This is a genomic window from Corynebacterium casei LMG S-19264 (genome assembly GCF_000550785.1).
GTDB lineage: Bacteria > Actinomycetota > Actinomycetes > Mycobacteriales > Mycobacteriaceae > Corynebacterium > Corynebacterium casei.
In genome coordinates this window covers 2,333,626-2,353,656 of sequence record NZ_CP004350.1, presented here as the reverse complement: position 1 = coordinate 2,353,656, position 20,031 = coordinate 2,333,626, and the positions used below count along the sequence as shown (strand labels likewise).

At 55.7% G+C, this 20,031-nt stretch carries 20 protein-coding genes; 17 read left to right on the top strand and 3 right to left on the bottom strand.

The window, feature by feature from the left end:
• The first annotated feature begins 42 nt into the window (after nt 1–42).
• The 5 genes from CCASEI_RS10780 (at nt 43) to CCASEI_RS10760 (ending at nt 5,313) form a co-directional block, all read left to right on the top strand.
• Entirely contained in the window at nt 43–1,410 is a 1,368-nt protein-coding gene (locus tag CCASEI_RS10780; protein ID WP_006821978.1) for a phosphomannomutase/phosphoglucomutase, read from the top strand.
• A 242-nt stretch (nt 1,411–1,652) separates the two neighbouring features.
• Complete coding sequence (locus tag CCASEI_RS10775; protein WP_025387985.1) at nt 1,653–3,332, top strand: nitrite/sulfite reductase; 1,680 nt, start codon at nt 1,653–1,655, stop codon at nt 3,330–3,332.
• Nucleotides 3,329–3,568 carry a hypothetical protein gene (locus tag CCASEI_RS10770; protein ID WP_025387984.1) on the top strand — a complete coding sequence of 80 codons (240 nt, stop codon included), beginning with the start codon at nt 3,329–3,331 and terminating at the stop codon, nt 3,566–3,568. Before CCASEI_RS10775 ends, CCASEI_RS10770 begins: the two co-directional genes overlap by 4 nt.
• Nucleotides 3,565–4,317, top strand: a complete 753-nt coding sequence (locus CCASEI_RS10765) for a sirohydrochlorin chelatase (protein ID WP_006821981.1) — start codon at nt 3,565–3,567, stop codon at nt 4,315–4,317. Before CCASEI_RS10770 ends, CCASEI_RS10765 begins: the two co-directional genes overlap by 4 nt.
• A gap of 27 nt (nt 4,318–4,344) precedes the next feature.
• Complete coding sequence (locus CCASEI_RS10760; RefSeq protein WP_006821982.1) at nt 4,345–5,313, top strand: sulfite exporter TauE/SafE family protein; 969 nt, start codon at nt 4,345–4,347, stop codon at nt 5,311–5,313.
• Between the two features lie 3 nt (nt 5,314–5,316).
• Here CCASEI_RS10760 and cobA read toward each other — a convergent pair whose 3' ends face one another.
• Nucleotides 5,317–6,072 (bottom strand): uroporphyrinogen-III C-methyltransferase, encoded by a 756-nt coding sequence (gene cobA / locus CCASEI_RS10755; RefSeq protein ID WP_051461214.1) that lies wholly within the window; start codon nt 6,070–6,072, stop codon nt 5,317–5,319.
• A gap of 54 nt (nt 6,073–6,126) precedes the next feature.
• On the opposite strand from cobA, the gene CCASEI_RS10750 reads away from it, so the two are divergent.
• The gene (locus tag CCASEI_RS10750; RefSeq protein WP_025387983.1) at nt 6,127–7,149 is read left to right on the top strand and encodes a hypothetical protein; all 1,023 of its coding nucleotides are present in this window, start codon (nt 6,127–6,129) and stop codon (nt 7,147–7,149) included.
• The gene (manA, locus tag CCASEI_RS10745; protein ID WP_006821985.1) at nt 7,149–8,384 is read left to right on the top strand and encodes a mannose-6-phosphate isomerase, class I; all 1,236 of its coding nucleotides are present in this window, start codon (nt 7,149–7,151) and stop codon (nt 8,382–8,384) included. The genes CCASEI_RS10750 and manA overlap by 1 nt, the downstream gene beginning before the upstream one ends.
• On the opposite strand, the gene CCASEI_RS10740 is transcribed toward manA, so the two are convergent.
• Nucleotides 8,381–9,166: a hypothetical protein gene (locus tag CCASEI_RS10740; RefSeq protein WP_025387982.1), complete on the bottom strand. Its 786-nt coding sequence runs from the start codon at nt 9,164–9,166 to the stop codon at nt 8,381–8,383. The two genes, manA and CCASEI_RS10740, sit on opposite strands and share 4 nt — an antisense overlap.
• Nucleotides 9,167–9,495: 329 nt before the next feature.
• Between CCASEI_RS10740 and CCASEI_RS10735 the strand changes: the two genes are divergently transcribed.
• From CCASEI_RS10735 to secA, 8 genes are all read left to right on the top strand, one after another.
• Nucleotides 9,496–9,849: a DUF4259 domain-containing protein gene (locus CCASEI_RS10735; RefSeq protein ID WP_025387981.1), complete on the top strand. Its 354-nt coding sequence runs from the start codon at nt 9,496–9,498 to the stop codon at nt 9,847–9,849.
• On the top strand, nt 9,849–10,463 hold the full coding sequence (locus tag CCASEI_RS10730; protein ID WP_006821988.1) for a dTMP kinase: 615 nt from the start codon (nt 9,849–9,851) through the stop codon (nt 10,461–10,463). Before CCASEI_RS10735 ends, CCASEI_RS10730 begins: the two co-directional genes overlap by 1 nt.
• 2 nt (nt 10,464–10,465) lie before the next feature.
• Nucleotides 10,466–11,164, top strand: coding sequence for an MtrAB system response regulator MtrA (mtrA, locus tag CCASEI_RS10725; protein WP_006821989.1), 699 nt, complete (start codon nt 10,466–10,468; stop codon nt 11,162–11,164).
• Nucleotides 11,165–11,283: 119 nt separating this feature from the next.
• Nucleotides 11,284–12,795, top strand: a complete 1,512-nt coding sequence (gene mtrB, locus CCASEI_RS10720) for an MtrAB system histidine kinase MtrB (protein ID WP_025387980.1) — start codon at nt 11,284–11,286, stop codon at nt 12,793–12,795.
• Nucleotides 12,792–14,483, top strand: coding sequence for an MtrAB system accessory lipoprotein LpqB (gene lpqB / locus CCASEI_RS10715; protein WP_025387979.1), 1,692 nt, complete (start codon nt 12,792–12,794; stop codon nt 14,481–14,483). The genes mtrB and lpqB overlap by 4 nt, the downstream gene beginning before the upstream one ends.
• Before the next feature lie 99 nt (nt 14,484–14,582).
• Complete coding sequence (locus tag CCASEI_RS10710; RefSeq protein WP_225868398.1) at nt 14,583–15,089, top strand: ComF family protein; 507 nt, start codon at nt 14,583–14,585, stop codon at nt 15,087–15,089.
• A gap of 140 nt (nt 15,090–15,229) precedes the next feature.
• Complete coding sequence (gene hpf / locus CCASEI_RS10705) at nt 15,230–15,889, top strand: ribosome hibernation-promoting factor, HPF/YfiA family (RefSeq protein ID WP_025387977.1); 660 nt, start codon at nt 15,230–15,232, stop codon at nt 15,887–15,889.
• A 151-nt stretch (nt 15,890–16,040) separates the two neighbouring features.
• A complete protein-coding gene (gene secA, locus CCASEI_RS10700) occupies nt 16,041–18,587 on the top strand; it encodes a preprotein translocase subunit SecA (protein ID WP_025387976.1) in 2,547 nt (848 codons plus the stop codon).
• An 11-nt stretch (nt 18,588–18,598) separates the two neighbouring features.
• Here the strand turns inward: secA and CCASEI_RS10695 are convergent, their stop codons facing one another.
• Nucleotides 18,599–18,982, bottom strand: coding sequence for a hypothetical protein (locus CCASEI_RS10695; RefSeq protein ID WP_025387975.1), 384 nt, complete (start codon nt 18,980–18,982; stop codon nt 18,599–18,601).
• Between the two features lie 120 nt (nt 18,983–19,102).
• On the opposite strand from CCASEI_RS10695, the gene CCASEI_RS10690 reads away from it, so the two are divergent.
• Nucleotides 19,103–19,513 (top strand): HAD family hydrolase, encoded by a 411-nt coding sequence (locus tag CCASEI_RS10690; RefSeq protein WP_006821996.1) that lies wholly within the window; start codon nt 19,103–19,105, stop codon nt 19,511–19,513.
• A gap of 1 nt (nt 19,514) precedes the next feature.
• Nucleotides 19,515–20,021, top strand: a complete 507-nt coding sequence (locus tag CCASEI_RS10685; RefSeq protein ID WP_179943917.1) for a DUF6912 family protein — start codon at nt 19,515–19,517, stop codon at nt 20,019–20,021.
• Nucleotides 20,022–20,031 lie beyond the last annotated feature (10 nt).

The window sequence follows — 20,031 nt, the reverse complement described above, 5'->3', positions numbered from 1 at the left end:
CGATAGCCGCCTGATTGCTGAAGGCGGCTAAACTTTCGGGTTATGCGTAACCGTGAAGCACTGGATGTAGTGATTAAAGCCTATGACGTTCGTGGCGTTGTCGGCCAAGACATTGATGAAGCATTTGTCCGCGATGTAGGAGCAGCGTTTGCTGACCTCCTGCGCGGGGAGGGCGAGACCACTGTGGCTATCGGCCACGACATGCGCCCATCATCGCCTGCGTTGGCAGATGCCTTCGCTGAGGGTGTCACCTCTCAAGGCTTGGATGTTGTGCAGCTGGGCCTGTGCGCTACCGACCAGCTCTATTTCGCAGCGGGCACTTTCAACTGTGCCGGCGCTATGTTTACTGCCTCGCACAATCCGGCGCAGTACAACGGCATCAAGTTGTGCCGCAAGGGTGCAACTCCAGTGGGTGAGGCAACCGGCCTGGCAGATATCAAAGACAAGATGGTCGAAGGTATTGCGCCTGCCGATGTCACCCCGGGTACTGTCTCCCACCGCGACATTTTGGATGATTACGCGGACTTCCTCAACGACCTGGTTGACCTGAAGACCTCGCGTCCACTGGTTGTTGCCGTGGATGCTGCTAATGGCATGGGTGGGCACACCGTTCCAGCTGTCTTTGAAGCATTGCCTTTCGATGTCCGCCCGCTCTACTTCGAACTCGACGGCACCTTCCCGAACCATGAAGCTAATCCACTGGATCCAAAGAACCTTGTGGACTTGCAGAAATTTGTGGTTGAGCAAGGCGCAGATATCGGTCTAGCCTTTGACGGTGATGCTGACCGTTGCTTCGTAGTTGATGAAAAGGGCGATCCTGTGTCCCCATCGGCTATCTGTGCACTGGTAGCGGAGCGCTACTTGGCAAAGTTCCCAGGCGCGACCATCATCCACAACCTGATCACCTCCAAGACGGTGCCAGAGCTGGTTGCAGAACACGGTGGCAAGGCCGTGCGCACCCGTGTGGGGCACTCTTTTATTAAGGCGCAAATGGCAGAGCATTCCGCGGCCTTTGGTGGAGAGCACTCCGCGCACTACTACTTCCAGGAATTCTGGAACGCAGATTCTGGTATGCTCGCCGCCCTCCATGTGCTTGCCGCACTGGGGCAGACAGAGCAGTCTCTTTCGGAACTTATGGCTCAGTACTCCCGCTATCAAGCCTCCGGTGAAATCAACTCCACCGTGGCTGACCAAGCGGCTAGCCAGAAGGCCATCCTGGATGAGATGGCAGATGACATTGAGTCTGTTGATGAACTTGATGGTGTCACCGTGGAATTGAAGGGAACCGACGCCTGGTTTAACGTTCGCGCCTCCAACACCGAGCCGCTCTTGCGCCTAAATGTCGAGGCCAAGACCCAAAAAGAGGTCGACGGCATAGTCGAACGCGTGCTCGGAATCATCCGCGCTTAAGGTCATAATAGGAGGAGAAAACACTCCTTAACGCACTAAAACTCGCCTCTAAAGCAACCGCTTTGAGGCGAGTTTCGTGTTTTCCCGCATCATTATATTCGGCGGGACACTTTTCCATTCGTGCTGCTTGGCGGTGAAACCGGCATAAATAAATCTATAGACCGCTCTGTCTGTATTGTGCGAACTAAGTGGTGTGATTAACTTGGTTCTAAACGATTTAACTCCCCACGTTAGGACCAAACATGACCACTGCGACAGATAAAAAGCCACGCGCTCGGCGCGCGCCCAAGCCTGAAGGCCAGTGGAAAATTGACGGCACCGAACCGCTCAATAATGATGAGCGCATTAAGCAGGAAGATCCCGGCCTTTCTGCCAAGCAACGCGTTATTGATATTTACTCCAAGCAAGGCTTTGCTTCTATCCCGCCGGAGGACTTAGCACCACGCTTTAAGTGGTTGGGTATTTATACCCAGCGTAAGCAGAACCTTGGTGGTGAGCATACGGGACAGTTGTCCAATTCGGAGCTTCAAGACGAGTATTTTATGCTTCGTATCCGCTTCGACGGTGGCCGAGCTACTCCACAGCAACTGCGCGTTGTGGGTGAAATTTCTAAGGAATTCGCTCGTTCTACTGCGGACTTCACAGACCGTCAGAACATTCAGCTGCACTGGATTCGTATTGAAGACATGCCTGAAATCTGGGATCGTCTCGAAGCAGTAGGTCTTTCCACCATGATGGGGTGTGGCGACGTTCCACGTGTCATCTTGGGATCGCCTGTAGCTGGTGTTGCAGAAGACGAAATCATTGACGCCACCCCGGCGATTGAGACCATTGTCAATGAGTACCTTAACCGCGATGACGTGCAGAACCTGCCACGTAAGTTCAAGACCGCGATTTCTGGCAACGCCCGTCAGGACGTCACCCATGAGATTCAGGATGTTTCTTTCGTTGGCACCAACCACCCAGAATTTGGCCCGGGCTTTGACTGCTTCGTGGGCGGTGGCTTGTCCACTAACCCGATGCTTGCGCAATCCATTGGTGCTTTCGTGCCGCTTGAGCGCGTTCCAGAGGTTTGGCATGGTGTGGTCTCCATCTTCCGTGACTACGGCTTCCGTCGTCTGCGCAACCGTGCGCGCCTGAAATTCCTTGTTGCTCAGTGGGGCCTTGAGAAGTTCCGTCAGGTGCTCGAAGATGAATACTTGGAGTCCCCACTGCAAGACGGCATCCCAACCGTTCCACACATGGGCAACCGTGACCATGTTGGCGTGCACAAGCAGCAAGACGGCAACTTCTACGTGGGCGTGAAGCCGACCGTTGGACACACCACCGGCGAGCAACTCATCGCGATTGCAGAAGTTGCTGAATCCTTCGGCATCGAACGCGTTCGCACCACCCCGATGAAGGAGCTGTTGTTCCTCGACGTCAAGCCAGAAATCATCGAGCCACTATCCAAGGCACTCGATGAGACCGGTTTGTACTCCAACCCATCGGAGTTCCGCCGTGGCGTCATGAGCTGCACCGGCCTGGAGTTCTGCAAGCTGGCGCACACCACCACTAAGTCCCGTGCGATTGAACTCGTGGACGACCTAGAGGAAACCCTGGGCGATCTGGATGTCCCAATCTCCATCACGTTAAACGGTTGCCCGAACTCTTGCGCCCGCACCCAGGTCGCAGACATCGGTTTCAAGGGCCAGACTCTGACTGATGAGGACGGCAACCGCATCGAAGGTTTCCAGGTGCACCTCGGTGGCGCAATGGGCCTGAATGCGGACTTTGGTAAGAAGCTGCGTGGACACAAGGTCAAGGCAACTGAAGTAACTGAGTACGTCACCCGCGTGGTCACCAATTTCAAGGACCAGCGTCAACCCGGCGAGCAGTTCCGTGACTGGATTCTGCGCGCCGATGATGAGGACTTGTCATGAGGTTTCGTCGCGAGCCTAATCCCAACCGTAACCACCCACTGCACTGCCCATACTGCGCCGGTGAGCTGCTGTTTCCAGATGAGGAAACAGACTTCGCCTGGTCTTGCCAGGATTGCTTGCGCGTATTTTCCGTCTATTTTCACGGACAGGATGAAGCGCCAGTCACTCCGGCTGCAGCGCCGTCATCCCAAGAAGCACTGGCCAACTCGTTGAAGAAGAAAGGGCACGACCTATGAACCAGGCATTTATCGCATTGTCGCACGGGTCGCGCCATGCGCAGGCAGCACCAGGTATCGATAAGCTCGTTGCGCGAACCGCGGAACTGACTGGGGCTTATGGCAAGGCAGCTCACTTGGAGTTCAATACGCCTTCGCTTGTTGATGCCTCGCTAGAACTACGCGAGCACGGCTTCGACGAGGCCACATTGATGCCTTTGCTGTTTACCAACGGTTTTCACATGCGCTATGACGTCCCGAATGTCATGGAAGAAGCCCGTCGAGTAAGCGGCGTGGAGTTGCATCCCACCCCACGGTTGGGCACGGGAACTGAGCTACTGGAAATCCTCGAGACCCAGCTGGCACGCGATGTAGCGCCGGAGGAAAACCCACACGTCATCTTGTACGCGGTGGGCTCATCCAATGCCCAAGCCAATGAGTCCGTCGTGCGTTTGTCGGTTCGTCTGGCTGATGCCACTGGGCTGCAGACCAGCACCTTGTTCGCCACCTCCGGTGCCGGCAAAGCTGGCTACCTGTGGGGGAGTGAAGGCTTGCGCTTGCAGGCAACCGCACATCCACGAATGCACATGCTGCCACTGTTTGTAACGCAAGGGCTTTTGCTGGATTCTTTGAACCACTCGCTGCCAAACATGATGCAGCTCACGGGTTCGAATATTACCAGCTCACAGCCCTTGGGAACGCTACTTTCTGAAGTATTAGCTACCCGCCTTCACCAATCCCGTCGCGCCACCGCTGCTTTGTCAGCATGAGTGCCCCAAACTACTTAGGATGAACACATGCCCACGCTTATTTTTATTGCTATAGCAGGCTTTGCTGCGCAACTAGTCGACGGCGGAATTGGCATGGGCTTTGGCGTCACCTCCACGACGCTGCTGCTATTTCTAGCCGGACTGGGCCCTGCCCAAGCATCAGCTGTGGTTCACACAGCAGAACTGGGCACCACGTTGGTTTCCGGATTTAGCCACTGGCGCTTTGGCAACGTGGACTGGAAGATTGTTTTCTCCCTAGCCATTCCCGGTGCTATCGCTGCATTTATCGGCGCGACCTTGCTGTCGAATCTTTCTTTGGATGCAGCTGAACCCATTACCTCTACGATCTTGTTCATCATCGCGTTGAACCTGATGTGGCGCTTTAGCCGCGGAAAAATCAAGCGCACCGTTTCTAATAAGCCGCACTCCGCACCATTTTTGATTGGTCTCGGATCTGTCGGTGGCATGGTTGATGCCACCGGTGGCGGCGGCTGGGGGCCGGTCACCACGTCCACCTTGTTGGCAGCAGGCCGTGAAAAGCCACGCCGCGTAGTCGGTACCGTTTCGGCGGCTGAATTCTTGGTCACTCTTGGCGCAACCTTGGGCTTCGTCTTTGGCCTGTGGGAAGAGCTCGTCGCTCACCTCGGTGCTATCGTTGCCCTACTTATTGGTGGTTCAATTGCTGCTCCCATCGCAGCCTGGTTGGTCTCTCGTCTCAACCCGATTGTTCTTGGTGGCCTAGTTGGCACCGCCATTGCGGCGCTGAATATCTCTACCGTTTACGGTGGCCTCGGCTTCGAGCCTTCCACCTTCTGGGCATGGTTTATTCACTTAGGCATCATTGCAATCGGAATCGCTGCAACCTTGCGTGGACACTTCCGTGCCCGTGCACAGCGCGCCCAAGATGCAGAAGAGGAAGCAGCGGAAGCTGCCAAAGAAGGTGATGGTGCGGACGCGAAAGCAGTCCGCGCACCCGAAGAAGCAACCGCCCGCTAGTTCTTAGCGCAGGTCCGCGACTTCACCAATCACAAACACCGCCGGTGGCACAATCTGTGCCTCGGCGGTCTTTTCACCCATAGACGCCAACGTCGTCTTAAAGACACGCTCTTCATCTATGGTGCCGTTTTCAATAATGGCAACCGGCGTTGTCGCGGCGAGGCCACCGGCGAGTAGTGCATCCGCGATGGCACCCGCATTGCGAACACCCATGATCACGCTCAAGGTCGCACCGGAGCGCGCCAATGCTGCCCAGTCCACCTGGCTCTTTTCGTGTCCTGGAGGCAAATGCCCGGACACAACCGTAAACGCATGCACGATACCGCGCTGGGTAACTGGCACGCCGGCACTCGCCGGAACCGAGACCGCAGAAGTCACGCCGGGGATAACCTCAGTCGCGATACCCGCCTCGGCCAGGGCCTGGACCTCTTCAAAGCCACGGCCAAAGACGAAAGGGTCACCGCCCTTTAAACGTGCAACCTTCTTACCCGCGTGCGCATGTGAAATGAGAAGCTCGTTTATCCGGTCCTGCGACACTGACTTTTTATAAGGCAGCTTGGAGACATCAATTATTTCTTTTGAGTCCACATCGCACAGTTTGTTTAGCTCAGCGGTGGGGCCCAAATGATCCGCGAGAATCACATCAGCATTCTGCAGCGCATGCATGCCGCGCACCGTGATCAAATCCCACGCTCCTGGTCCACCACCAATGAGAACAACAGGTTGGGGACTTACCGGGGAATCTGCTGAAAAAGTCATGCAAATAGATTACCGCGCCACCACCGAAGTACACCTTTTACTAGGCTTGAACGCATGACAGATGATGGTTATTTTTCCGGGGCTTCGTATGACCCGGAAACCGTGCGATTTTTCGATGTCGCACACGAAGGTGCGCAAATCCGCACCATCGCCGCACATACCCAGCACCTGGGAACGCTACGCGGGGCAGAGTTTCGCTCCATCGTTATCCTGCCAACAGACCAAGTCGCGCGTGCGGCGGCAGAGATGGTTATTGAATTAATATCGCCGCTTCCATGGCCAATGTCGGTCACGGATAAGCTGCCACATTTTGTGGGTCCGCTGGACTTGGTCATCGTGGTGGGAGAGCGCGCGGATGCTGATTGGGCATCCTTGGCGCTCATTAGCGCCGCGCGTCGTGGTGCTACAACTGCACTCATCGGCCCAGGCCGCGGTCCGCTGAATGAAGACGCCCCCGCGGACACCATTAATTTCCCAATTCCGCCAACGGCGGATGGGGCATCACCAAGTCGCTATATCACCGGGCTTTTGGCATTGCTGTGGTCAATCACCGATGACGGTGTCATGGTGGCAGATCGTTTGCATGAGCTTGCCGATGCCGCGGATGCAGAGCTAGAGCAACTCTCGCCAGAGCGCGATGCCACCGTCAACCCTGGCCGCGCACTGCGTGACTTTACGGCGGATGCACGCGTGATCCACACTGGATCGCGCATTGATCAGCCGGCGGATCTCCCCGCGAGTATAAACGTCGGTCTTGCTGTGGCACGGTGTGCGGCAAGCATCTGGTCGACGCGTGGTCTTTCGGGAGAATTCCTCGAACCCGAACAAGTGCCGGTTGTATTAGAACGCAGTCAGGAATCTTCGGCGAGCGACGACATTTTCCATGACCCTTTCCTGGATGGGGAAAAGTCTCTAGTATCCTTGAAAGTAATTGTTTGGGGGCAAGCACAGTCACAACTGCCAAACTCGCTTGCCATGGCATGCACCGACACTGACACCAGTGATCTGGTTTGCGCCGTCCAACTACTCACGCGTGCATTCGCCGCGACCGCTTACGATGTTTCAAAGGAAGATTAATGCAGCTGCTTAACAGTGCGACCCGAACCTATTCATGGGGTTCAAAGACACTAATTCCGCACTTGCAAGGACAGGCCGCATCCAACCATCCCATCGCAGAGCTGTGGTATGGAGCGCACCCTGGGGGACCAGCCACCGTTGATGGCAAGCCATTAGAAGCTATTATTGCCGCCGACCCGCAGGCTGCGTTGGGGGAGCACGTGGCTTCGACCTATGACAATAAGTTGCCGTTCTTGCTCAAGATTCTCTCCGCCGATGAGCCTTTGTCTTTGCAGGCGCACCCTTCGAAGGAACAGGCCGAAGAAGGCTTCGCGCGTGAGAATGCCAAGGGTGTTGCGATGGACGCATCCAACCGCAGCTACAAGGACGACAACCACAAGCCCGAGTTGATTGTGGCACTGACTGACTTCTACGCCATGGCAGGTTTCCGGCCATTGGTTCACACGCGTGAGCTGTTCAATGCTCTCAATTGTGAAGAACTCAGCCGCTACGCCAACATGCATATCGCTGATGGCCGTCTTACCAGCGCGGATGAAGCAGATAGCCTGCGTGCACTGTTTACCACCTGGATTACCATCCCAGCAGTCAAGCGCCGTGAGCTCATCGCCGCCTTGCTTGAAAGCGCGAAGCAGCTACTGGCCACCGTGAACCAAGACTCTTGGATGCGTCCAGTGCTCAAGACCATCATTGAGCTGAACGAGCTCTACCCAGGTGATGTGGGCGTACTGGGTGCGATTCTGCTCAACCATGTCCAGTTGAGCCCCGGTGAGGCCATCTACCTCGATGCCGGTCAGCTGCACGCCTACGTGCGCGGGCTGGGCGTGGAAATCATGGCGAATTCTGACAACGTCTTGCGCGGTGGTCTCACACCAAAGCATGTGGATGTTCCCGAGCTAGTCAAAGTCTTGTCCTTCAACACCGTTGCTGACCCACGCGTCAAGCAAATTGACCGTTCAGATTCTGCACCCGTCCACGGCGCGCAGGCAATGAACTATCCCGTCCCAGTCGATGAGTACGCGCTGACCCGCTGCGAGTTGGGTGCTGGCGATGAAGTGGAATCGGAAAGCGAAGGCCCCGGCGTTATCTTGTGTACCTCCGGCACCTTAGTGTTGACCGCCGAAGACGGTTCCGTCCTGGAGCTGACGCCTTCTCAGGCAGCATGGGTTCCAGCCTCCGATGGCAAGATCATCATGACCACCCCAGATAACGCCCAAGCTTTTATCGCCCGGGTTTAGTTCTGGTCTGAACTATTTGGAGCTTGCGCCTCATCAGTAGGCGTAGGCTCCTCGCTGTCTTCTGGCTCACTTGGCTCAGAAGGTTCCGCCGGCTTTGAAGGCTCTGACGGCTTTGAAGGCTCTGACGGTTCAGCAGGCTCAGACGGCTCGCCAGGCTCTGAAGGTTCCGATGGTTCCTCAGAAGGCTGGGACGGACTTGGGATACCCGTTGTTGGATCATCGTCATCACGATCCGAGTAATTCGGACGTGTACGCGTTGGCGAATTGTCCGAAGTCTCATTATTCGGAGTCTGCGAATTAGAGGTACCGGGCTGTGGGGACTGGCTTTGGCCTTGACCCTGGATAGCAGAGATCTGCGTTGGAGTCTCGGTATCCGTTGCTACCGTGCCTTGGTCAGGTGCCTGCGCATAGTTATCAGGCTGCTGGCCAAAGATTGGCTCGGGACGGTACACATTCGTTGGGCTGGTGGTCTCACGGTGAGGATTAACCACGGAATTAGGTGCCAAGAAAGGATCGTCTGAGAAATCAGGAGTGTTGTCCTGGCTGCGTGAAGAATTATTCGATGAAGAATTCGCCCGGCGGTTCTCTGAATCAGACTCTTCCGACTCATCACGGTCCTGCGCGTCACGCTGAGTGGTTTCCGTCGTGGACTGCGTTGCCATCGTCGGATCGGCGTTAACCGAGGTCGGGGTGCCCATTCGCCACACACCAAAACCCACGGCAGCTGCCACAAGCAGTCCTACCGTGAAAAATATGGTGACGCGACGAACATCTGAATTCACAGGCGCCCTTTCGGTTGGTAACGAATTAGTAACGAGATTACCACGCTCTGCTGAGAATGGAAATAGGTCCACCTCAACTTTTTCCCGCGTGGAAAAATTAGGGCTGTTCTGCTGTTTCGCTCTGCGAACACTTGCCAAAAGGGGCTGTTGTGTTCAACCTTACCCAGGTGGTTAAGTGAGTCTTGATACTTGGTTGTTATTCAGTGCCGCCATGCCCGGCGGGTTTTACTAGGCTTCATGTATCAAGTTGGCTAGTGTCGATTGTGCAGTACTGTCATGGCAAGCAAATGCGTTGTGAAGGATAACGAAAATTAAAAGGAGCAAAGCCCATGAGCACTTGGGATGAGCATATTTTCACCAGTGACGTCAATGTTGAGTTTCTGGATGATCTGATCTCTTTGGAAGAAGACGACATCATTGAAGCGATCCGCGACGCAATCGTGTTGGCCACCGATGACAGTGGGGCAACCGAAGACGAAGAGCAGAACGCTCTGGCCGCAGCGACCATCGCCGCAATTTGGGCCGGTGCACCATTTTCTGCCGGCGAGGTTGTCTCCAATTACCCGTACATCCGTGATTTGGTGGGATACTCTTCGGAGACTCTCAATGAGAAGGCCACCTCTTTGCTGGAAGACGTGGAAGAAGAATACGACCTCGAGCCTTTCCTTGAAGCTCTCGCTTAATGATTATTGCGATTGAAGGGATTGACGGCGCCGGAAAAAACACGCTGGTGCAACACCTGCGTGGGGAGCTAGATATCCCAGTCGGGGTTTTGGCCTTCCCGCGCTACGAGGAATCTATTCATGCCCAGCTCGCCCAGGAGGCGTTGTATGGCCGCATGGGTGATCTGACTTCTTCGGCGTATGCCATGGCAACGTTGTTCGCGCTTGACCGGCATGGTGCAAAAGAGCAGTTACTAGCAGCAGCGGATAGCCCAGAGTTGTTGATTTTGGATCGCTATGTGGCATCGAATGCAGCGTATTCCGCAGCACGGCTTGCTGATGACTCGGTGATGGACTGGGTCTTTGACCTGGAATTCGGGCGTCTGGGCCTGCCCAAGCCGCAGTTGCAGATTTACTTGGCCACCGATGTGGAAGTGGCCGCAGATCGTGCTTCTTCGCGCTCGGCACAAGATGCCAGCCGTGAAAAAGACGAGTACGAAAAAGACGGAAACCTTCAGGCGGCAACCGCTGCGGCTTATGGCCGACTCGCCGAGTCCAATTGGGCAGGCCAGTGGATTGCCACTGCTGATAAGGGTATTATCATCGACAATGTTCGAAAACTTGTAGGGGAGTAAACGTGGCGCCAAAGATCCTGGTGGTGGATGACGATCCTGCCATTTCGGAGATGTTGACAATTGTTCTGGAATCCGAAGGATTGCAGCCTATTCCCATCACCGACGGCAATGATGCAGTCGCCGCTTTTGAGCAGCACAATCCTGAGCTCATCTTGCTTGACTTGATGCTGCCTGGAATGAACGGTGTGGATATTTGCCGCGCCATTCGCCGCGATTCCAATGTGCCGATTGTCATGCTCACCGCAAAGACCGACACTGTTGATGTCGTCCTGGGCCTGGAGTCCGGTGCGGATGATTACATCACCAAGCCCTTCAAGCCGAAGGAATTGGTGGCTCGTATCCGCGCGCGCCTGCGCCGTACAGAGACCACGTCGACGGAGATCATCGAAGTCGGCGATCTGCATGTTGATGTCTCTGAGCACACCGTGACCCGCCGTTCCCCGGACGGTGGCCCGGGCGAAGAGCTGTCTTTAACCCCGCTGGAGTTTGAACTTCTGGTGGAAATGGCTCGCAAGCCTGGTCAGGTGCACACCCGTGAGGAGCTGCTGGAGAAGGTGTGGGGCTACCGCCACGCATCCGATACCCGTCTGGTCAATGTTCACGTGCAGCGCCTGCGCGCAAAGATTGAACATGATCCGGAAGACCCGCAGATTGTGTTGACGGTGCGTGGTGTTGGCTACAAGACCGGCAAGAACGACTAGTAAATAGGTTCGTTCCTTCTGGTTGATGGAGGCAGTTAGTTATTAAGTCCCGGTTGCGTCATTTACGTGACGTGCTCAGTGAGCTGTGGCGTACCTCGTTGCAGGTACGCGTCATCGGCATGATCTTGATTGCCTCCACCGTGGTCATGATCATCTTGGCCTACGCACTGGTGTCGGTGCTTACGCAGCGTCTTGTTGATCAGAAAATCGACATCGCTGATCAAGAAATTGAACGCGCGCGTATTGCAGTAGAGCAGCAGATTAATGCCACTGGCTCAGCGAACTCAGTCCAAGTCAGAATCAACTCGGCCCGCGCTTCATTGACGCAAATGTCGGCTGAGGGCGGCGAATCCCACGCGGTGTATGAACCGGTCATCGTGGTTGAAAACACTGCCGGTGAAATCACCACTTCGCCAGAGGGCTATCGCATTCCGGAACCATTGCGTGCCTCGGTCGCAAATGACCAGGTGATGTACCAGTTCACCACGATTGACCAGCCGGGAGGTTCTTCTTACCGCGCGCTGGTCGTGGGCACGCCTACGATGGCGGATATTCCTGACCTCCAGTTGTATCTAGTGATGTCGATGGAAGATGAAGAATCCACCATGGCTCTGATGCGCGGCCTACTTTCGGCCGCTGGCGTCGTGGTCGTTGTATTGCTCGTAGGTATTGCCTGGCTGGCTATTCAGCAGGTTATTACCCCGATTCGTTCGGCCTCGCGCATCGCTCAGCGTCTAGCCGCCGGTCACCTGCGTGAGCGCATGGTGGTTGATGGCGAGGATGAAATGGGACGCCTGGCAGCGTCTTTCAATGACATGGCGGACAAGCTATCCAAGCAGATTACCCAGTTGGAAGAATATGGTGACCTGCAACGGCAGTTCACCTCTGACGTCTCCCATGAGCTGCGTACCCCGTTGACCACGGTGCGCATGGCCGCAGACCTTATCGCTGATGATGCTGAAAACCTGGAACCGCACACCCGCCGTGCCAGCCAGTTGATGACGCGCGAGCTTGATCGCTTCGAGGAACTGCTCGCGGACCTTTTGGAAATTTCTCGCCACGACGCTGGCGTTGCAGACCTGCAATCAGCCAACATCGATATCCGCTCCTGCATTGAATCAGCTATGCAGCAAACAGAGCACCTGGCCAAGGAACTCGGCGTCGAGGTCATTTCGAACGCGCCTGAGACTCCCGTGAACGTGCAGGCTGACTCACGGCGTATTGAACGCGTCTTGCGCAACCTGCTGGCCAATGCCATTGACCACTCTGAAGGCAACCCCGTCACCATCGATGTTGGGCATACTGAGACTGCCATTGCAGTTGCGGTTACCGATGAAGGCGTGGGGCTGAAGGAAGGCCAAGAGGAACTCGTCTTCAACCGTTTCTGGCGTGCGGATGCCTCCCGTAAACGCCACTCCGGCGGCACGGGCTTGGGCCTGGCCATTGCGCGTGAGGACGCGGTGCTGCACGGCGGTACCCTCGATGCCACTGGCATCCCGGGCGTGGGCTCGCGCTTCCGTCTGATTATTCCGCGCACCCCTGGTGCTCCTTTCGGAGACGAGCCTTTGCCGCTCATGGTGCCAAATGCGCCAGTTGTGGTTGAGGAAGAGGATGAGGAGGCAAATTCATGAAGCGCTTTATCGCCGCCCTCGCTATAACAGCATTATCTTTGTCAGCTTGTTCCACGCTGCCGAGTGCCTCCGACCCGCAAGTTCTGCGTTCTTTCTCACCTCAGCCCGAAGTAGACCCTGCGGTGGGCCCAACCCCTGGGCAAGAAGCTGACCTGTTGGTCCGTGAGTTCTATTCGGCGGCGGCTATTCCGTCCTCGGACTACAGCGCTGCGCGTTCATTCCTGTCTCCGGAAGCGGCAGAGAACTGGAACCCGGAAGAATCCATGCGCATCGTGGATCTCATTGAGCTGACTTCACAAAATACTCAAGGCTCTAACCAGCGCACGTTTACCGTTCGCGGCAGCGTCATTGGTTCCATCGCATCGGGCGGAAGCTATGTTCCAGAAAACTCTGGCTACGAAACCACCATCCGCATGGAGCAAGTCGACGGCGAATGGCGCATTACTGACCTGCCTGATGGCGTGGTGTTTGAACGCACCGAGTTACGCAACCATTACCAGCCGCTGCCGGTGTATTTCTATCGCCAGACGGGCAGCGTTCTTGTTACTGATAGGCGTTGGCTCTTCGGCAGTCAAACCTCCTTAGACGCGCAGCTGATTACGTTGTTGCTGGAAGGTCCATCGGCACGCATTGCACCGGCGACCACCACCGTGGTGCCGGAAGAAGCTACCTTCGTGGGCGTCGAAGACGGCGTCTACAACTTCGCGGGCATGCAGAACATGTCCGCCGATGACCGCCTGCGTTTTGCAGCTGAACTGGTGTGGACACTGTCACACGCAGGGGTGCAAGAACCATATTCCGTGACCGCTGATGGTGCGCCGTTGGTGGAAAACCTGGAATCCATGACCACCGATGACTTCGCGGAATACAACCCTCGCGTGGCATCAAACTCCGTTGCACCGTTGTACGCGCTCAATGACGGCAATATTTTGCAGGTCTCCGGCAACGCTGCCGAACCGCTCGAAGGTTCATTGGGCGATAGCGGCAATATTGAATCCGCTGATATCTCTGCCAATGGCGTCGTTGCCGCGGTGCGCCGCGAAGGTGATGAATCGCAGCTGATCTTCGGCGAAGTCGAAGGTCAACCAGAAGAAGCTCTGCAAGCAGAAACCATTTCCCGTCCGACATTTGAAAACGCCGGGCAGGCCGCATGGGCTGTGGTCGAAGGCGATGAAATCATGCGTTTGGTGCGCTCACCGCAAACCGGAGAAGTCACCACCACGCGCGTAGATAAATCTGAACTGGATGACATCGACGGGGAAATCTCAGTTATTCGCCTGTCCAACTCAGGTGCCCAGGCCGCGATGATTATTGGCGGTGAGGTCTACATCGGCGTTGTGGAGCGTCAGCGCTCCGGCGATTTCCGCCTCACCAACGTCTACAACCCGGCCAGTGAACTCGGTGGCACCGCGCTTAGCTTGGACTGGCAGGCGGACGGCTCGCTGGTGGTGGGCACTTCCACGCAGGAAACCCCAGTGTGGCGTGTTGAGCAAGATGGCTCTTCGGTCTCTACCTTGCCATCGGGCAATATCACCATTCCAGTGGTGTCCATCGCTGCTTCACCGTCGACGTTGTACATCACCGATTACCACGCCATGCTGCAACTGCCAGTGGAGACAGAATCCACCTACTGGCGCGAAGTCCCAGGCATGCAAGGGCTGCGCTCAGCGCCGATTGTGGCGAATTAAATGGAGCTGCTCCTCCCGCGCGCGTGCGCTGGCTGCCGGCATCCTGGCGCCGTATTGTGCCGGGAATGCCAGGAGAGCTTGCGGGAGGTTCCACAGCGGGTGTATCGCACTTCGCTAATCGGTGTCCCCGTATTTTCCTTAGGCGCCTATTCCGAATTAAGGCGCAACATCATCATCGCGATGAAGGAGTACAACAACCGGGCGGTGCGGCCCTATGTAGGCGCGGTGGTGCATGCGGGTTTGAGATATCTCATAGCCCGCGGAGACATTCCCGATGATGTGGTGTTGGTACCCGCCCCAACGCGTGCCAAATCAGCATCCTTGCGCGGCGGCGACCCAGTATTACATGTCTGCCAAGCAACGGGGATGAACGTTGAAAACTGCGTGCGCATTTTCAGGGGTGCTGCGGACCAGTCGACGCTTTCTGCCGAAGCGCGCCGGGATAATATGCGCCGCAGCGTGGAACTGTTCACCCCAGTGGTAAAAGCCCCGCTCATCCTCATTGATGATGTCATGACCACAGGTTCTACCTTGTCCGCGACGGTGGAAGTTTTGCGCGGAGCGGGGGCAGAAGTAGCGGGGGCATTAGTTTTTGCTGACGTTTAGGGCACATTGGTTATGACCACTGGTAGGATTAATAGTGTCACACACAGTAGATGTAAACATCGAAGTCACACCTACTGATTGTGAGTACATCCGGCCCCAGGGGCCCAATGTTTGGCCCCGCGAATACAGGGAGGCAAGTCATGACCGACACCACCACCACCACCGCAGCACAGGTCACCATTACCGGACGAAATGTGGAGGTGCCAGAGCACTTCTCCGACCGGGTCAAAGGGAAACTTTCCAAGATTGAACGCCTCGACCCGACGTTGACCTTCTTCCACGTCGAGCTGCAGCATGAGCCAAACCCTCGCCGTGATGCTCAGTCAGAGCGCATTCAGATCACTGCAACGGGCAAGGGACACATCGCTCGCGCTGAGGCGAAGGAAGACTCTTTCTACGCAGCACTTGAAACAGCCATGGCAAAGATGGAACGTTCTTTGCGCAAGGTCAAGGTTCGCCGTGAAGCAACCAAGTCCGGTCACCGTGCTCGTAAGGGCACTGGCGAATTGGCTGCAGAGATCGTTGCGGATGCTGAGGCAGCACGCGAAGATCAGCGCGAGGAGCGCTACGTTGACCCATACGCAGAGACCATTGAGGATCAGCGTCCAGGCCAGGTAGTTCGTTCCAAGGAGCACCCAGCAACGCCAATGAGCGTGGATGATGCTTTGAGCGAGATGGAGCTTGTCGGCCACGACTTCTACCTCTTCATCAATGAAGAAACCCAGCGCCCATCCGTGGTGTACCGCCGCCACGCTTTTGACTACGGCCTGATTTCTTTGACTGAGGACCCAGAAGCTTAAGCCTTAAGCTTTACGCCCAGTCGTGTTACTTCGGTAACGCGGCTGGGTTTTACTGTTTTATTTGGGGAGCTAAGGCAGTACTTAATAAATCCTTGCGTACAATAGCGGGGAGCTAGTCAACAATGTCGTGGAAGTAAAGGAATAATTACAAGTGTTTGGACTTTCCAAGCTGCTGCGTGCGGGTGAAGGACGCACCGTTAAGCGGCTCGACAAGATGGCTGACCAAGTCATTGCTCTCGAAGACGATTTTGCAGCGCTTTCCGATGAAGAGCTGAAGGGCAAAACCGACGAGTTTAAGAAGCGTCTGTCTGATGGGGAGGACCTCAACGACATCCTCCTTGAAGCTTTCGCTACTGTCCGTGAGGCTGCATGGCGCGTGCTGAACCAGAAGCACTACAAGGTGCAGATTATGGGCGGCGCGGCTTTGCACTTCGGCAACGTTGCCGAGATGCGCACCGGTGAGGGCAAGACCCTGACCTCTCTGCTCGCGGCTTACCTTAATGCGCTGGATGGCAAGGGCGTTCACATCGTGACCGTCAATGACTACCTGGCGCGTCGTGACGCGGAGATGATGGGCCGTGTTCACCGTTGGCTTGGTCTGTCCGTCGGCGTGATCTTGAATGACATGCGTCCGCCAGCGCGTAAGGAAGCTTATGCGTGCGATATTACGTACGGCACCAACAATGAATTGGGCTTCGATTATCTGCGTGACAACATGGTCCGCAATCTCAAGGATTGCGTGCAGCGTGGGCATAACTACTGCATCGTTGATGAGGTGGACTCCATCCTTATCGATGAGGCCCGTACCCCGCTGATTATTTCCGGCCCGGTTGATGGTTCTTCGCAGTTCTATGGTGTCTTCGCTACTTTGGCGCCGCGCATGCGTGAAGGCATCCATTATGAAGTGGACATTAAGAAGCGCACCGTTGGTGTCTTGGAAGAAGGCGTTGAATACGTCGAGGACCAATTGGGCATTGACAACCTTTACGCTCCTGAGCATTCCCAGCTGGTCAGCTACCTCAACAACGCGCTGAAGGCGAAGGAACTGTTTACCCGCGACAAGGACTACATCGTTCGCGATGGCGAGGTTCTCATTGTTGACGGTTTCACCGGCCGTATCCTGGCTGGCCGCCGCTACAACGAAGGTATGCACCAGGCGATTGAAGCCAAAGAGGGCGTCGAGATTAAGAACGAGAACCAGACTCTGGCGACCGTTACTTTGCAGAACTACTTCCGACTCTACGAAAAGATTTCCGGCATGACCGGTACCGCAGAGACTGAGGCAGCGGAGTTGAACTCCATCTACGAACTCGATGTGGTTCCAATCCCAACCAACCGTCCAAACCAGCGTGCGGACCACTCTGACCGTATTTACAAGACGCAGGAAGCAAAGTTCGCAGCGGTGGTAGATGACATCGCTGAGCACGTTGAGCAGGGCCAGCCAGTGCTGGTTGGTACCACCTCCGTGGAGCGCTCTGAGTACCTGTCCCAGTTGCTGGATAAGCGCGGGGTGAAGCACTCGGTGCTGAACGCGAAGTACCACGAAGAAGAAGGCAACATCATTGCCCGCGCGGGCCGTCCTGGCAACGTCACTGTTGCAACCAACATGGCTGGCCGTGGTACCGATATCGTGCTGGGTGGTAACCCAGAAGTCATCTTGGACATGAAGTTGCGCGAGCGCGGCCTGGATCCATTTGATGATGAAGAGAAGTATCAGGAAGCTTGGGACTCGGAGATTGAAGATGAGCGTGAGCGCTCTAAGCGTCTCGGTGATGAAGTGCGTGAATCCGGTGGCCTGTACGTTCTGGGCACCGAGCGCCACGAGTCCCGCCGTATTGATAACCAGCTGCGCGGACGTTCTGGCCGCCAGGGTGACCCAGGCGAGTCCCGTTTCTACCTGTCCATGCGCGATGAGCTCATGGTGCGCTTCGTGGGTCAGTCCATGGAAAACATGATGAACCGTCTGAACGTTCCAGATGATGTTCCGATTGACTCCAAGATGGTGTCTAACTCCGTCAAGGGCGCGCAGGCGCAGGTGGAGAACCAGAACTTTGAAATGCGTAAGAACGTCCTGAAGTACGATGAGGTGCTCAATGAGCAGCGCAAGGTTGTTTACGCGACGCGTCGTTCGATCCTGGATTCCTCGGACATCAAGGACAACATCCGCACGATGATCGCGGATACGGTTACCGCTTATGTCTCTGGCGCAACCACTACCGGTTATGTTGAGGACTGGGACTTGGACCAGCTGTGGAACGCGCTGGACGTGCTCTACGGTCCGACCATTGACGCACAAGAACTTGTTGATGGTTCTGAGTACGGCGCCCCGGGCGAGCTCACCGCAGAACAGCTCACGGACGCGTTGGTCAATGATGCTCTGGCTCAGTACGACGACTTGGAAGCAAAGATTTCTGAGATCGGCGGCGAGAAGCAGATGCGCGACACCGAGCGCATGATCATCTTGCCTGTCATCGACAGCAAGTGGCGTGAGCACCTGTATGAGATGGACTACCTCAAGGAAGGCATCGGCCTTCGTGCCATGGCTCAACGTGACCCTCTGGTGGAATACCAGAAAGAGGGTGGCGACATGTTTAACGCAATGAATGAGGGCGTGAAGGAAGAAACTGTGCGCCAGCTATTTATGTTGCGTAAGCAGATGACCAAGCAAGAGCAGGAACAAGAAACCAAGCAGGCTTAGAGCAAGCATGCTTAAAGCAAGCGAAAGGCACGCAGCTTATTGTGGCCTTTCGCTAGCCTTCCGGTGAAGGCAATCTGCTTGTCCCCATAGATGGCGGTACCAAAGTACTCGCCATCTTCGCGTCCATGCAGTGACTTCATCCACATCCGCAAGTTCTCAGAACGGTGAGCGCGGGACCATGAGCTCAGGTGCATGGTGATGGATGGGTCGAAATATGTGGGCGTGAGATGCGATAGCGGGCGAAGCCCTGCTGCGACATCGAGCGCGATGCCCACGAGTTTGCTGATTAAGACTCGCTGCGCTGCGTCCATATTGGTGGACGGGGCGGAGTAAATGACCGTGTCTTCTGGAATAAAGCGCAGCAAATGAGCGCATCCAGGAATCGGTTGATACACGTTGCGGGACCTTTCGTTGTAAGGTCCCAGGCGGGTACATTGTGGGCTTAGTAAACATTGTGTCATGAGATTGCGCTAGTCTCGAGTTAAATTTATTTATTATTTGGAGGAACCACACCCATGCGAGGACTAATCGTTGACTATGTCGGGGTCTTGGACGGACCAGACGAAGATGTAAAGCGTTGGCAAACACTCTTATCGGCAGCGAAAGCAAACGGTGTAGACCTAGCGATTTTGTCCAATGATCCAGGCGGCCCAGCAGCGGAACCTATCCGTGAATGGGAGTACAAAGGCCTGGTAGATGCGGTTATTCTCTCCGGCGAGGTGGGTGCTGAAAAGCCAGACCGTGCAGCCTTCCAGGCAGCAGCGGATGCGCTGGAGCTGCCTCTGAGCGACTGCGTGATGATCGATGACAACATCCTCAATGTCCGCGCCGCTGTTGAAAATGGCATGGTGGGCATGTTGTACACCGTATTTGACCGAACCAGCGTGGAAATTCAGGCAGTCTTTGACCTGGAGGGTGAGTTTTAGAGTGCGCGTATACCTACCCGCTACTTTCAACATGCTGGTTGAACTCAATGAGACCAGCGAAGTCTTCGCGCGCTCCGGTTGGGGCTTTGCCTCCACCCAGGCGTTGAAGGAATTTTATACCGAGGGCGATGAGGAAGAGATTTCCTACTCGGCGTTCCTCGAAGCTTCGATGGCCTCACTGCGTTTGCTGGCCATTGGGGATGAGCCACACTTTGCGAAGCGCCGCGTGGTTATCTCCGCCGACATTGATGACTCAGCGATTACCCCGATGCCGGATATGGGCGACCCGGTGGTCAAGCTGGAACCAGCCAAGGTGAGCCTGGATGACATCGTGTGCTTCCACATCGATGTTGAAGAATCCGAGGAAGCCACGGCCAAGGCCATTAAGGTCATTGATACCGCGGACCTTGGTGATGAGGACGCTGAGCTCGCTGTCGGTGACGCCCTGGATAACTTCATGGCGTACTACGATGTCAGCGAGCTGCCTTTCCTCGTCGAGCTTTTCTAAAAGTCGAGTT